General features: G+C 68.6%; 13 protein-coding genes, 1 tRNA gene and 1 pseudogene. 8 read left to right on the forward strand and 7 right to left on the reverse strand.

Going from position 1 to position 12788, the window contains the following annotated elements:
- Positions 1–272: 272 nt before the first annotated feature.
- On the reverse strand, positions 273–752 hold the full coding sequence (locus NE2_RS32400) for a nuclear transport factor 2 family protein (RefSeq protein ID WP_063032335.1): 480 nt from the start codon (positions 750–752) through the stop codon (positions 273–275).
- A gap of 149 nt (positions 753–901) precedes the next feature.
- On the opposite strand from NE2_RS32400, the gene NE2_RS32405 reads away from it, so the two are divergent.
- The 6 genes and pseudogenes from NE2_RS32405 to NE2_RS32430 all read left to right on the forward strand — a co-directional run.
- Positions 902–1567: a PaaI family thioesterase gene (locus tag NE2_RS32405; RefSeq protein WP_063032337.1), complete on the forward strand. Its 666-nt coding sequence runs from the start codon at positions 902–904 to the stop codon at positions 1565–1567.
- 69 nt (positions 1568–1636) lie between these two features.
- Entirely contained in the window at positions 1637–2539 is a 903-nt protein-coding gene (locus NE2_RS32410; protein ID WP_267468828.1) for an NAD-dependent epimerase/dehydratase family protein, read from the forward strand.
- A gap of 65 nt (positions 2540–2604) precedes the next feature.
- Positions 2605–3909, forward strand: coding sequence for a S8 family serine peptidase (locus tag NE2_RS32415; protein WP_063032294.1), 1305 nt, complete (start codon positions 2605–2607; stop codon positions 3907–3909).
- Between the two features lie 9 nt (positions 3910–3918).
- Positions 3919–4203, forward strand: a complete 285-nt coding sequence (locus NE2_RS32420; RefSeq protein WP_063833715.1) for a hypothetical protein — start codon at positions 3919–3921, stop codon at positions 4201–4203.
- A gap of 88 nt (positions 4204–4291) precedes the next feature.
- Positions 4292–5104: an SAM-dependent methyltransferase gene (locus NE2_RS32425; RefSeq protein WP_233429951.1), complete on the forward strand. Its 813-nt coding sequence runs from the start codon at positions 4292–4294 to the stop codon at positions 5102–5104.
- Positions 5105–5223: 119 nt separating this feature from the next.
- A pseudogene (locus NE2_RS32430) lies at positions 5224–5955 on the forward strand (SulP family inorganic anion transporter); the annotation flags it as partial.
- Between the two features lie 235 nt (positions 5956–6190).
- On the opposite strand, the gene NE2_RS32435 reads toward NE2_RS32430, so the two are convergent.
- The 4 genes from NE2_RS32435 to NE2_RS32450 all read right to left on the reverse strand — a co-directional run bounded on the left by NE2_RS32435 (position 6191) and on the right by NE2_RS32450 (position 9001).
- Positions 6191–6276 (reverse strand) — tRNA-Leu (locus NE2_RS32435).
- Between the two features lie 107 nt (positions 6277–6383).
- Positions 6384–6698 (reverse strand): integration host factor, actinobacterial type, encoded by a 315-nt coding sequence (gene mihF, locus NE2_RS32440; RefSeq protein ID WP_030516894.1) that lies wholly within the window; start codon positions 6696–6698, stop codon positions 6384–6386.
- Positions 6699–6884: 186 nt separating this feature from the next.
- On the reverse strand, positions 6885–7541 hold the full coding sequence (locus tag NE2_RS32445; protein ID WP_084494488.1) for a response regulator: 657 nt from the start codon (positions 7539–7541) through the stop codon (positions 6885–6887).
- Positions 7538–9001 (reverse strand): sensor histidine kinase, encoded by a 1464-nt coding sequence (locus NE2_RS32450; RefSeq protein ID WP_233429952.1) that lies wholly within the window; start codon positions 8999–9001, stop codon positions 7538–7540. Before NE2_RS32450 ends, NE2_RS32445 begins: the two co-directional genes overlap by 4 nt.
- A gap of 176 nt (positions 9002–9177) precedes the next feature.
- On the opposite strand from NE2_RS32450, the gene NE2_RS32455 reads away from it, so the two are divergent.
- Entirely contained in the window at positions 9178–10083 is a 906-nt protein-coding gene (locus NE2_RS32455; protein WP_063032299.1) for a sterol desaturase family protein, read from the forward strand.
- Between the two features lie 30 nt (positions 10084–10113).
- Here the strand turns inward: NE2_RS32455 and NE2_RS32460 are convergent, their stop codons facing one another.
- A complete protein-coding gene (locus NE2_RS32460) occupies positions 10114–10482 on the reverse strand; it encodes a hypothetical protein (protein WP_063032301.1) in 369 nt (122 codons plus the stop codon).
- 3 nt (positions 10483–10485) lie between these two features.
- On the reverse strand, positions 10486–11139 hold the full coding sequence (locus NE2_RS35325) for a hypothetical protein (protein WP_146165349.1): 654 nt from the start codon (positions 11137–11139) through the stop codon (positions 10486–10488).
- A 277-nt stretch (positions 11140–11416) separates the two neighbouring features.
- Between NE2_RS35325 and NE2_RS32475 the strand changes: the two genes are divergently transcribed.
- The gene (locus tag NE2_RS32475) at positions 11417–12766 is read left to right on the forward strand and encodes a M20/M25/M40 family metallo-hydrolase (protein ID WP_063032308.1); all 1350 of its coding nucleotides are present in this window, start codon (positions 11417–11419) and stop codon (positions 12764–12766) included.
- The last annotated feature ends 22 nt before the right edge of the window (positions 12767–12788 follow it).

Genomic DNA, 12788 nt, shown 5'->3' on the forward strand with positions numbered 1-12788 from the left:
AGCGAAGCACTCAGGGTCCTCAAACGCCACCTCGCGGACGTCGTCTACCACCGACTTCGACAACACCCCTCACCCTCGACTTGCCAAACGGCGGCCGCTTGACATAGGAGATTCACGAGGTCTCCGGTCGGTCTCCGGTTTTTCTTGGTCGTTAAACCGATCTACTGGAGACCTCGCCCATATGCCAACGCGGCCAACATGTTCCGCTGCTAACCAAGTGAGGGGTGGTGCCGCTACGCGGCACCACCCCTCACTTCACTTCGATACAAGCCCTAGGCCGGACCCGCGTTCTCGGCGCCGGAGACGCCCGGAACGCGAACCGCGACGTCCTCGATGAAGTCGACCACCAGTTCCCGACGGGAGAACAACCAGTTCTCGCCGATGCGGACGAAGGTGTCCTGATAGCGGATGGCGACCCGCCGGTCCCGGTAGCCGTCCGCGCGCCGCGAGATGTGGTGTGCCGTGCAGTAGACCTCACCGTGCACACGGTCGCGCGAAACCGGCTCGAGCACATGCTGTTCCACGACGTGGCGGGTGAGCACGAAACGTGACACCGCGTCCACCACCGAGGCCACCACGCGCTGCCTGCCCACCAGCTCCACGGCTTGCTCCGTCCCGTTCAGCACGGGTGGTAACACGAGGACCGCATCCGGAGTGAACAGCGCTGTGAGCGCCGCACTGTCCCGGCGGTCGGCGGCGCGCGCATATCTCGCCGGGAGTGTGGTGATGGCAAGTCGGTCCGCGGATTCCACACCCCCATCCTCGCCGCTCGACCCGACGCGGGAACAGAGCTTTCCGGTGGGTGGGACCTCGCCGGACATCCGACCGGTCGACACCGCTAACGTGCGAACGACGTATCGCGACAACCGCGAACGGCAGAGGAGAAACCACGATGGATGCGATGACGTCGGCCGATCCGGAACCGGAAAGCGTTCCCACAGTGAACAATTCACCTGCCGACATCGTCCTGACCTCGAAACTGCGGGACGTCCCGGTCGACCGCGCGACAGCCGCCGCGCGGCGGGTGATCGACGCCCTGCTGCGCACCGACCGGACCAACGCGAATCTGGACCGGGTGGCCGAGGAGCTCGACAACATCGCCGACCACCTCGAGCAGCATGCCCCGGTGGTCGCTGAACGGCTGATCGACATGTGGCGCGGGGAGGGTGTGACCCGGCACGATCCGGTCACCGGTCCGGAGAACGCGATCGCAGCGCCCCTCGCACTGACCGGCCGTGCGGACGGGTCGGTGGACGGTGTCGTGAACCTGACGCTTCCGTATCAGGGACCGCCGGGACATGTGCACGGGGGAGTGGCCGCGCTGCTGCTCGACCACACGCTCGGGGTGGCGAACGCCTGGTCGGGCCGCAGCGGCGCGACGGCGCAACTGAACGTGCGGTATCACCGTCCGACCCCCTTGTTCGAGCCGCTCACGGTCAGCGGCCGGATGGTGTCGGAGGACGGCCGCAAGATCAACTCGGTCGGCGCGATCCACACCACCGACGGCACCCTCTGCGTGTCGGTGGAGGGTCTGTTCATCGACAAACGGGTTCCCCGGCCGCGCTGACGAGCGACCGGAACCGACCGGCCACGCCCCTGTTCCCACTCAGCGAGAGATGTCCGCAAGTGAAGATACTTGATCGTCGGTGGCACCGGCATGGTCGGCGTGCACGCCGCGCGGCACCTGCGCGAGCACGGTGACGACGTCACCGTCGCGGGCCGCGGCCCGATATCGGCCGATTCACCGGTCGCCGATTTTCCGCTGCTGCTGGGCGATTACACGGTGCCCACCTTCACCCCGGCACAACTGGAACGCTTCGACGGCATCGTGTTCGCCGCAGGGCAGGACGTGCGGCACATGACTCCCGAGGACGACACCCGGCGATTCTGGGAGACAACCCAGAGCGTCGGCGTACCCCGTTTCGCGGCCCTGGCCAAACACGCCGGCGTGCCGCGCTTCGTGCAGGTCGGCAGCTACTACCACCAGCTGCGCCCCGACCTCGCCGAGCGCAACCCCTATATCGCGGCCCGCAAAGCCGCCGACGAGGGCGCCCGCGCGCTCGCCGACGACTCGTTCGCCGCGTGCACCCTCAATCCACCGTCGATCATCGGTGCGGTGCCGGGAACGTCGGCTCGCCGCTATCGGCGGATGATCTCCTGGGCGGCGGGGAACGAACCCGACATCCCCGACTTCGCACCCGCCGGCGGCACCAACTACATGTCCGCTGCCTCACTCGCACAGGCGATTCGGGGCGCACTGGTGCGGGGTGAGCCCGGTGCGGCCTACCTCGTCGGCGACCAGAACCTGTCGTATCGGGAGTTCTTCCAGATGCTCGTCGACGCCGCGGGCGGCGGGCGGACCATCACCGAGCGCGACGAGCAGCACCGATTGCAGCCGGATGCCTCGATCATCCAGGGCCGCGGCAACACCCTGGCCTACGAACCGGATCCCGACGAGGTGCGTCTGCTGGGCTACAGCCGCGACGACTGCCGGCGGGCCGTCCAGGCCCTCGTGGACGTGGTGTGGGCCGCGCACTGACCGGGTGAGCACTCCGTTCGCGCAATAGGGGGAAATTCGCGGCAATTGGCGGCAGGATGGCAGATATGCGCGCACTCATCCAACTCCGTCCCTCCGCCGATCTGATTGCCGCAGTTGCCGATCCGGCCGTCTCGGTCGCCCCGGCCGATGTCGCCGGCGATTTGCCCGGGTTCGACCTCGACCACGACTTCGCCCCGCTGTCCGTCCCGGATACCGTCGCCGCCGACCGAGCCGGCGCGGGTTCCGTGGTGGTGCGCGGCCAGATCCCCGACAGCGACCTCGACGCCACGGTGGCACGACTGACCGGAACCCGCGGCGTGGCAGGCGTTTTCGCCGACCCGAGAATCGAGACGAACCTCACCTGCGGCGGCGATCCGGCGGTCGGCACCTGGCACGACGTGCAAACCCTGTTGCACACCGGCGATCTGGCCGCCGGGGGAATGGACGGGAAATCGGTCGCGGTCGCGATCGTCGACACCGGAATCAACGCCGCCCGCGTCGAGCAGGCCCGCGGCGGCCCGGTGACCGTCGACGCCGCGCGCAGCTGGAATCCGCCGGGGGTGAGCGGCACGGCCGGACAGTTCCCGGTCGACCACGGATCGATGTGCGCGTTCGACACTCTGATCGGCGCGCCGAACGCCACGCTGCTCGATATTCCGGTGCTGCAGAGCAAGACTCGCGGCGGCTCCACGATGGACGGGCTGCTGTCGGATGCGCTGGCCGCCTACGCCCATCTGCGCACCGTGCTCACCGACCAGCCGGAGGCCACCCGCACACTGGTGATCAGCAACAGCTGGGGCGCGTTCTCACCGGACTGGGACTTCCCGGTGGGGCAGCCGGGCAACTACTCCGACAACCCGTCGCATCCATTCAACGTGATCGTCGGTTCGCTGGAAGCGGCCGGCGCCGACATTCTGTTCGCCGCGGGCAATTGCGGTCGTGACTGTCCCGATTCGCGGTGCGCGTACCAGGATCGGCCGATCGGCGGCGCCAATTCGCATCCGAGCGTGCTGAGCATCGGCGGAGTCGACACCAAGGGACAGCGCGTCGGCTACTCCTCGCAGGGGCCGGGCCGGTTGTCCGACCGCAAACCCGACATCTGCAGCTACACCCACTTCCTCGGGTCGACGGTATTCGGCGCGAAAGAGCCCGATACGGGAACGTCGGCGGCCTGCCCGGCCGCCGCCGGACTGGTCGCGGCGATCCGCACGGTCTATCCGGCGAGCAAACTGGCACCGGCCCAGTTGCGAGACCTGTTGCGGCGCACCGCAACCGCGCAGCCCGGCGGGTTCGACTACGACTACGGATTCGGTGTGGTGAACGCCGCCGCGCTGCTGGCGGAGCTGAAGAACACCGAGATCCGCGCGTAGCGTGGAACCATGCCGCTGCTCACCGTCCGGCTCTCCAGCGACGCCACCCTGGCGGCGGCGCTGCGCGAATTGCACCTCACCGAGGCCGAGGTCGACCTCGATTACGGCCTCGTCGCGGTGGACCCGGACCAACACCTGTATGCCCTGCGGGTGAGCGATGCGGCCGCGACGCGGGCAGCGGCGGTCTCGGATGCGGCCGAGATCTTCGCCGATCCGCGTATCGGCCCCGCGCACGACGCCGCGCCCGATCCCCGGTCGCCCCGGCTGCCGCCCGACGACTCCGCCCCGGCCTGATCGCGGCGCGAATTGCGCCGCCCCCTGCCGAATTGGAACGTATGCGCCATATATCGGCGATACGTTCCCAACCCGCGAGGAGCCTTCCGTGTCCGATCATCCGGTCGACCTGCGCACCGATGTGGCACACCCAGCCCGCATGTACGACTACTTTCTCGGCGGCAAGGACCATTACGAGGCCGACCGCCGCGCCGCCGAGACCGCTCTCGCGAACTTTCCGGCGGTCCGTCTGACCGCGCGCACCAACCGCGAATTCATGCGCACGGCGACGCGCTATCTCGCCGAGCAAGGCGTGCGCCAGTTCCTGGACATCGGCACCGGGATTCCGACCGAACCCAATCTGCATCAGGTCGCGCAGGAACACGCGTGCGAGTCGAGGGTGGTGTACGTCGACAACGATCCGATCGTGCTCGCGCACGCACGGGCGTTGCTGGTGAGCGCACCCGAAGGCCGCACCACCTATGTGCAGGCCGACGCCGCGGATCCCGAGGCGATCCTCGGCTCCCGCGAACTGCGCGACACGCTGGATCTGTCGCAGCCGGTGGCGATTTCGCTGATGGCGGTGGTCCACTTCGTGCCCGGTGACGTCTACGCCATGGTGAACACGCTGATGGATGCGCTGGCCCCCGGTTCGTATCTCGCGATGAGCCATGTCACCACGGATTTCGACAACGGCGCCAACGATCCCGACGGAATGGGCCGCCTGCTGCAGGTGTATTCGGATCAGGGCATTCCGGTGCGCCCGCGCAGCCGTGACGAGGTCGCCCGCTTCTTCGACGGCCTCGAACTCGTCGAGCCGGGTGTGGAGGTCATTCACCGGTGGCGGCAGGAGGGCATCGAACATCCCGCCGACCACGACAAGAAGGTCTCGCTCTACGGCGCGGTCGGCAAGAAGGTGTGAGCGCCGACCACGAACTCACCCGCGACATGTGACGCGCACCCGCCGCCACCGCCGTCAGCGTCGCTGCCGAGCGGCAACGACGGTCGGTGATCGAGAGACCGGTCCTGCGGACGGGTGGAGGACAGGTGCCGAAACCGCTCGGCATCCCCAAGCACGCGGGCAATTTCTTCGAACAGGCGTGGGGAGTGCTGCGCCATCTCGGCGATGCGCAGTGGCGGACCGTGGTGGTCGGTTTCGCGAGTCCGGCGATCGTGCTGGTGGTGAAGCGATGGCTGCCGCTGGTACCCGGTTCGTTGCTGGCCGTGCTGGCCGGGATCGGCGCGGTCGCGGTGTTCGACCTGGACGAGCGCGGAGTCGCCATCGTCGGCCACATCGATTCCGGTCTGCCGGCGCTGGGACTTCCGGACGGCCTCGATGTCAGCGACTACATCGATCTGCTGGGCCCCGCGGTCGGCGTCCTGCTGATCGGCTTCGCCGAGGGCCTCGGTGCGGCGAAAACCTATGCGGCCAAAGCGGGTTACCAGATCGACGCCCACCGCGAACTGCCCGGCCTGGGAGCGGCGAATCTGGGCGCCGGGCTGGCGTCGGGCATGGTCGTGAACGGAAGTCTGTCCAAAACCGCCGTGAACGGCTCGGCAGGGGCCAAATCACAGGGCAGCGGATTGGTGGTGGCGGCGCTGACGGTGCTGACCCTGCTGTTCCTCACCGGCCTGTTCGAGAACCTGCCCGAGGCGACGCTGGCGGGTGTGGTGATCGCGGCGGTGATCGAGTTGGTCGACTTCGCGGCGCTGCGGCGACTGTATCGGGTGTGGACGCGGCGGCTGGGCGGAATCTACGGCAAGGCCGCCCGCGGCGCCACATCGATTTCCGGATCGCCCGCTCGATCGGCCAGTTCGGTGACGCGTTGGGCACCGCCGAAGCAGGCGCGACGCCGGTCGGGCTGTACCCGACCGTGACAGCGGCGGTCGCGGATCTGCCCGATGTGAGCGAACGCTCCGACGGCACCGAGCCGACGCGATAGAATTCGGGAAACAGATAACCCCCGGCCGAAGCCGGGGGTTATCTGTAACTTCGAGTTACACACAGTGTCCGGAGGGGGACTTGAACCCCCACGCCCGTTAATAGGGCACTAGCACCTCAAGCTAGCGCGTCTGCCATTCCGCCACCCGGACCGGTGGTGCTCAGCAAGGTTAACGGATCTCTCCGCGAGGTCCAAATCACGGGTGTCCGTGCAGGTCCCGGACTCGCGGGTGACTGCTGAGCGCCGCCTTCGGGAGGGCTAGTTCGTCAACGCCTCGAGCAGTGCGGCACGCTGACGGGACCCCAGGCCGCCGATACGGCGGTCGACCGGAATATCGGCTTCGTCCATCAGCTTTGCCGCCTTGACCGGCCCGATGCCGGGCAGAGCCTTGATGACCGCGGCGACCTTTGTCTTCTTGACCAGGTCCTCTTTGTCGGCACGCTCGAGCACCTGGGCCAACGAGACCGAGCCCTTGCGAATCTGCTCGATCAGTTCCGACCGCGCCTTACGGACCGCGGCCGCCTTGGCCAGCGCTTCGGAGCGTTGCTCGGCGGTCATGGTGGGAAGTGCCATGTCTCTAACCTTTCACTCGTTCGCTGGAACCTCAACGGCACCGATTGAACATCACCGGCAGCCCGGTGATGGGTCGACACACCGCGAGGATAATCCCGGTTCGGCGGTGGTGGCGGGGGTTCGGATACCCGAGATGCGGGAAATTTGCCACGATTCGCCCACGTCGTCGGGGTGCCCGGCGGACGGCTAGCGGCCGGGCGATCGCACCAGGCCGTGCCGGTAGGCGTACACGACGGCCTGAATGCGGTCGCGCACTTGAAGTTTCGCCAGAATCCGGGAAACGTGGGTCTTCACGGTCTCCTCGCCGACCCCCAGAGCGGCGGCGATTTCGCTGTTGCTGCGGGCGTCGGCGAGCAGGAGGAGAACCTGCTGTTCCCGGGCGGTCAGGGCGTGATCGGGCGGTGGCGCCGGGGCCAGCGTATCGGCCAGCCGAGCGGCCAGCCGGCGGGTCATCGACGGGTCGATGATCGCGTCACCGCGCACCGCCACGCGGATCGCCGCGATCAGCTCCTCCGGTGGCAGCGTCTTGAGCAGGAAGCCGCTGGCACCGGCCTGCAGGGCGCGCGCGAGGCTCGCCTCGCTGTCGTAGGTGGTCAGGACCAGCACCCGGGTACCACCGGCGGCCACGATGGCCTCCGTGGCTGCCAGACCGTCGAGTTTCGGCATCCGGATGTCGAGGATCGCCACATCGGGTCGCAGCCGTGCGGTATCGGCGATGGCGGTGCGACCGTCGCCCGCCTCGCCGACGCATTCGAGGTCCGCGGCCGCATCGAGGACGGCCCGCAGTCCGGATCGGAACATCGCGTGGTCGTCGGCGATGAGGACCCGGACCGTGCCCGTCACGACCGCCCGCCCGGGAGCCGGACGAGAACCCGCCAGTGACCGTCGGCGACGTCGTGGTCCACGCTGCCGCCGAACAGCTCCGCGCGCCGGCGGATGCCGTCGAGTCCCCGGTGCACGCCTGTGGTCGCTTCCGGCGCGGCACCACCCGGCCGGGCGACGGTCGCGCGTTCTCGCGACGGCGTTCGCCGGCCGGAACGGAACCTGGCCCCGGCCGGCGCGGTGGCGCGGACGGTCGCACGCTCAGCCGCCGGGAAGCGGACCGCATCTGGCCCGTGCGGAGTCGCTGCCGAACCGAGTGGTCCCGCCGGTGCGCAAGGTACGGATACGTTCGAATCCTCTTCGCCGGCAAGCGGATTGGACTGTTCGATCTCAACCCCGGTACCGTCGTTGCGGACCGTCAGCCGCGCGCTGCCGGCGCCGTGGCGCAGGGCGTTGGTGAGCAGCTCCTGGACGATCCGGTAGACGGTGATGTCGAGCGAACGGGGTAGTTCGGCGCCGGTGGTGGCGACGGTCAGATCCAGGCCGGCGCCGCGCACGCGGTCGACCAGATCGTCGATATCGGCCATACCGGGCTGGCGGGCGGCGTCCTCGCGGCCGTGCAGCAGATCCAGCTGACGGCGCAGATCCACCATCGCGGCGCGGCTCTCCGATTCCACCGCCGACAGCGAGCGCGTCGCCGCAGCGGTGGCGGCGCCGCTTCCGTGCAGCGCCAGACGCGCCGCGCCCGCATGGATGCCGATCGCGCTCACGTGATGGGAGATGACGTCGTGCAGGTCGCGGGCGATCGCTTCGCGTTCGTCGGTCAGCGCCCGTTCCAGCGCGGTCCGCTGCTGCTGGCGGGCGAGCCGTTCGCGCTGCTCCAGTTCCGCGATATAGGCGCCGCGACCTGCGGTGTAGCGGCCGACCAGCCACGGCACGACGCCACCGGAGATCGACGATGTGAGCAGCAGTCGCCAGTCCGCCGCAGGCACCCCGCCCGCGATCAGCGGCGCACCGCACGCCCCCAGCACCAGGACGGGCACTGTGACCAGTGAGGCCCGGCCCGACAACCAGGCACCCGCCCGATAGCCGGCCACGAGGAAGCCGACGTCGGCCACCCGCACGGGCAGCCCGTGCCGGTGCAGCAACACGGTGACCGCCAGCCGGATCCCGACCTGGACGACCGCGACGACCGCCGCCGTCGCCGGTGGCGCCGCGAAGGCCAGATCGGCCGCCACGATGGCCACCAGGACCGCGGCGGCCGGGCCGGGTGCAATGGCGAAGATGCCGGAGAGTGTGAAGACGACCGCGTCCACCACGGCCGCGACCACTGCGACCGCCACCGACTGCCTGGTCAGCGACCGGCGAACCGCACGCAGTTCACCGCCAGGCGACTCAGCCGCGCTCTCTGTACCCGGCCGCCGTGGAGTGCGCCGCAGCAGCGCCCACGGGCTCGGCGACACCGCTCGCTCCCACAACACACCGCGACGATACCGGCGCGGACCGGGACGGCGAGTCCCTCGGCCGGGGGATCGGCAATCCCTCTCGGGCCCGATGTTCCGGCTGGTCGGCGACATTACCGTCGCTGTGGCACGCCGCGCGCGGGGACACCTCGGTTCCCGCGGGCGGCCGGATCACGGATCGGACAGGAGTTCGGATGAACAATGCGGACCTGGCGCTGTACGCGGTGCCGGCCTTCATCGCCATGATGGTCGTGGAGTGGTGGGACGCGCGCCGCGATCCCGACCGCGCACCCAGCGGGCGATACGGACGTGAGGCGGCCACCAACTGGGCCACCTATGCGATCGGCCAGCTCACCAAGCCGCTGCTGCAATACGTGCTGCCGTTCTCCACCATCGTGCTGGCGGCCTCGTGGACACCCCTGCACCTGTCACCGCGCGACTGGTGGGTGTGGCTGCTGGGACTGGTGGTCACCGACTTCTGCTACTACTGGGCGCATCGGGCCGATCATCGAATCCGGTTGCTGTGGACGGCTCATTCGGTGCACCACTCCAGCACCCACTTCAATCTCACGACCGCGATCCGGTTGCCCTGGCTCAACCCGATCGCCTCGATGACGCGCAGCCTGGCGTGGGTGCCGGCCGCACTGCTGGGCTTCCCCGCGTGGATGATCTTCCTGCTCAACACCCTCGGGCTGCTCTATCAATTCCCGATCCACACCCAGCGCGTCCGAACCCTGTGGCGGCCGGTCGAATTCGTCTTCAACACCCCGGCCCATCACCGCGTGCACCACGGTTCCAACCAGCCCTACCTCGATACCAACTACAGCGGTGTGTTCATCGTGTGGGATCGCATGTTCGGCAGTTTCGCCGCCGAATCCGAACCCATCCGCTACGGGCTCACCCATGACATCGGCACCGGGAATCCGCTGAAGGTCAATTACCACGAATTCGCGGCGCTCGTGCGCGACGTGCGCCACGCCCGCACCTGGCGGGGGCGACTGGGCTATGTCTTCGGCCCGCCGGGCTGGCGGGAGAACGCGACGGGGACACCGGTCGGACAGCTGCCCGAACCGGCCGGCGCCGCCGTTACGACGGGTTAGCGCGTCGGCGTGGACCGCGCCGCTGGGGCGTCACAGCTCCACGGCGCCGGTCGCGGCCGGCGTGTCCGCCGACGGCTTGCGCGTCCACAGCACCGCCACCAGGACGACGGCGGTGATCAGGACGATATGCGCCGCGAACAGCGTCAGGAACGGCAACACGAACCCTTCGTCGGTCAGGGCGCCGCGTTCGCTCACGCAGTAGAGCGTGTAGTTCACCGACGTGCCCTCGGAATCGTGGAAGGTGTCCGACACCACCATCGGATCCGGGTAGGGGGCCCGGCAGAACAGCGGCGCGGTGAGCCGGGCCTCCCCGGGCCAGATCGCCAGTGGCAGGACGAAGCTGACGATACTTCCGGCGCTGACGCCGGCGCCGAGTGCGGAAACGATCGCTCTGGCCACTGTTCACACCTGCCGGATACGGAGAAACGAACCGGCGGAATCGAATTCGGCGATCATGTCCGACCGCGCGGAGGTCACGTCGGCAACGATGCGGATGTCGCGCCCGAATCGGCTCACGACGATCACCGGAACGACACCGTCGGCGAGGCCACTGCGGGCGCGGGCGGTGTCGACGATCGACTCGAGCCGGGTGAGGCCGGGTACGTCGCGGAGGGAGAAGCATTCGCCGTCCAGGTCGTCGAAGGCCGAGACGCGCACCGGCCGCGGTGCGCTCACGGCCCCGAGGCGATAGGAGTAGTCGTCGAGTTCGCGTGGGCGCTGCGGACTTCGGACGCGCAGGTGGACGACCGGTTCGCGGGTGCTCAGATCGTCGTGGTCGGCCAGGAATCGGGTCACCTGCTCGGGCTGATCGGCCAGGACCAGGCGGAACTGCGTCGACTCTGGAGCGACGAACATCACGACGCCGGCCTGAATGTCACCGGTGCCCAGCCGGTTTCGCACCGCCTCGAATGCCGCGGCGGGCAGGCCGTCCACCAGGCCACCCCCGCGAGCGCGGATCTGCTGCTCGAAGGCGTCGCGTTCCACCGCGCCGACGCAGCCACAGGCGATCAACACGATCGAGCACACCGCGGCCCGAAGCCACCTACGACGGCGCATGCCGGAATGATAAGTGTCACTACCGGAATCCGCGCGCCCGATATGTGAAGAATCTCGCCGAGCCGACGGCACCGTCGGGGGCACGCCGCCGATCTCCGGCGACGCCCCGGCCGGACAATTCGATCAGCGAGATCACAAGGCGGTCGACGTTGCCCGAGCAGGCGCCGGGACCCCGCTGCGATGTGAGCGTGCCGAGGCGCACGTCGATGCGGGGTTCCGCGGGCCCGGCCGGGTCGGGCGTCATTCGCCCCGGCGCGGCGCGTGGTAGGAAAGGGGCGTGACAGGTGTACAGCGCGAGTCCCGCTCCCGGGCGGAAGCCGAAGTGGTCGAATTGGTCAGCACGCTGATTCGCTTCGACACCTCCAATACCGGGGTGCTGGAAACCACCAAGGGTGAACGCGAATGTGCGCAGTGGGTGGCCGACCAGTTGCAGCAGGCCGGTTACACCACCGAATACGTGGAGTCGGGAGCGCCGGGACGCGGAAATGTGTTCGCGCGCTTGCCCGGAGCCGATCCCGGTCGTGGCGCGCTGATGATCCACGGCCATCTGGACGTGGTGCCGGCCGAGGCCGCGGACTGGAGTGTGCATCCGTTCTCGGGTGCGATCCGCGACGGCTACGTATGGGGCCGCGGCGCGATCGATATGAAGGATATGGTCGGCATGATGCTGGCGGTGGCCCGCCAGTTCAAGATCGAAGGCACGGTGCCACCGCGCGATCTGGTGTTCGCGTTCCTCGCCGACGAGGAGAACGGCGGCAAGTGGGGTTCGCAATGGCTGGCCGACAACCGGCCGGATCTGTTCGAGGGGGTCACCGAGGCGGTCGGCGAGGTCGGCGGCTTCTCGCTGACCGTGCCGCGCCGTGACGGCACCGAGCGGCGGCTGTATCTGGTGGAGACCGCCGAAAAGGGCCTGGGCTGGATGCGATTGCGCGCCAAGGCCCGCGCGGGCCACGGTTCGTTCCTGCACGACGACAACGCGGTCACGATTCTGGCCGAGGCGGTGGCGCGGCTGGGTAAGCACACGTTCCCGCTGGTGCTGTCGGATTCGGTGGCCGAATTCCTGGCCGCGGTCAGCGAGGAGACCGGCATCGACTTCGATCCGGACAGCCCGGATCTCGAAGGTCAGCTCGCGAAACTGGGCACCATCTCGCGCATCATCGGCGCGACCTTGCGCGATACCGCCAACCCGACCATGCTGCGCGCCGGGTACAAGGCGAATGTGATTCCGCAGACCGCCGAGGCGACGGTGGACTGCCGGGTGGTGCCGGGCCGGCAGGCGGCCTTCGAACGAGAGGTCGACGAGCTGATCGGCCCGGACGTGGAACGCGAGTGGATCACCAAACTCGACTCCTATGAGACAACGTTCGACGGGCATCTGGTCGACGCGATGAACGACGCGATCCTGGCCCACGACCCGAACGGCCGCACCGTGCCCTACATGCTGTCCGGCGGCACGGACGCGAAAGCGTTCGCGCGCTTGGGAATCCGGTGTTTCGGCTTCGCGCCGCTGCAATTGCCGCCGGAACTGGATTTCTCCGCACTGTTCCATGGCGTGGACGAGCGGGTGCCGGTGTCGGCGCTGGAATTCGGCGCTCGCGTCATGGAGCATTTCCTGTTGCACAGCTGACGATCCGCTCGACCAGCAGAAA

It is taken from the genome of Nocardia elegans NBRC 108235 (assembly GCF_001612845.1).
GTDB classification, from domain to species: Bacteria; Actinomycetota; Actinomycetes; order Mycobacteriales; family Mycobacteriaceae; genus Nocardia; species Nocardia nova.

Coding starts and splice junctions, on each gene's coding strand:
- NE2_RS32415 (WP_063032294.1), top strand. CDS start 2,605: ATGCGCGCACTCATCCAACTCCGTCCCTCCGCCGATCTGATTGCCGCA.
- NE2_RS32405 (WP_063032337.1), top strand. CDS start 902: ATGACGTCGGCCGATCCGGAACCGGAAAGCGTTCCCACAGTGAACAAT.
- NE2_RS32420 (WP_063833715.1), top strand. CDS start 3,919: ATGCCGCTGCTCACCGTCCGGCTCTCCAGCGACGCCACCCTGGCGGCG.
- mihF (WP_030516894.1), bottom strand. CDS start 6,698: ATGGCACTTCCCACCATGACCGCCGAGCAACGCTCCGAAGCGCTGGCC.
- NE2_RS32455 (WP_063032299.1), top strand. CDS start 9,178: ATGAACAATGCGGACCTGGCGCTGTACGCGGTGCCGGCCTTCATCGCC.
- NE2_RS35325 (WP_146165349.1), bottom strand. CDS start 11,139: ATGCGCCGTCGTAGGTGGCTTCGGGCCGCGGTGTGCTCGATCGTGTTG.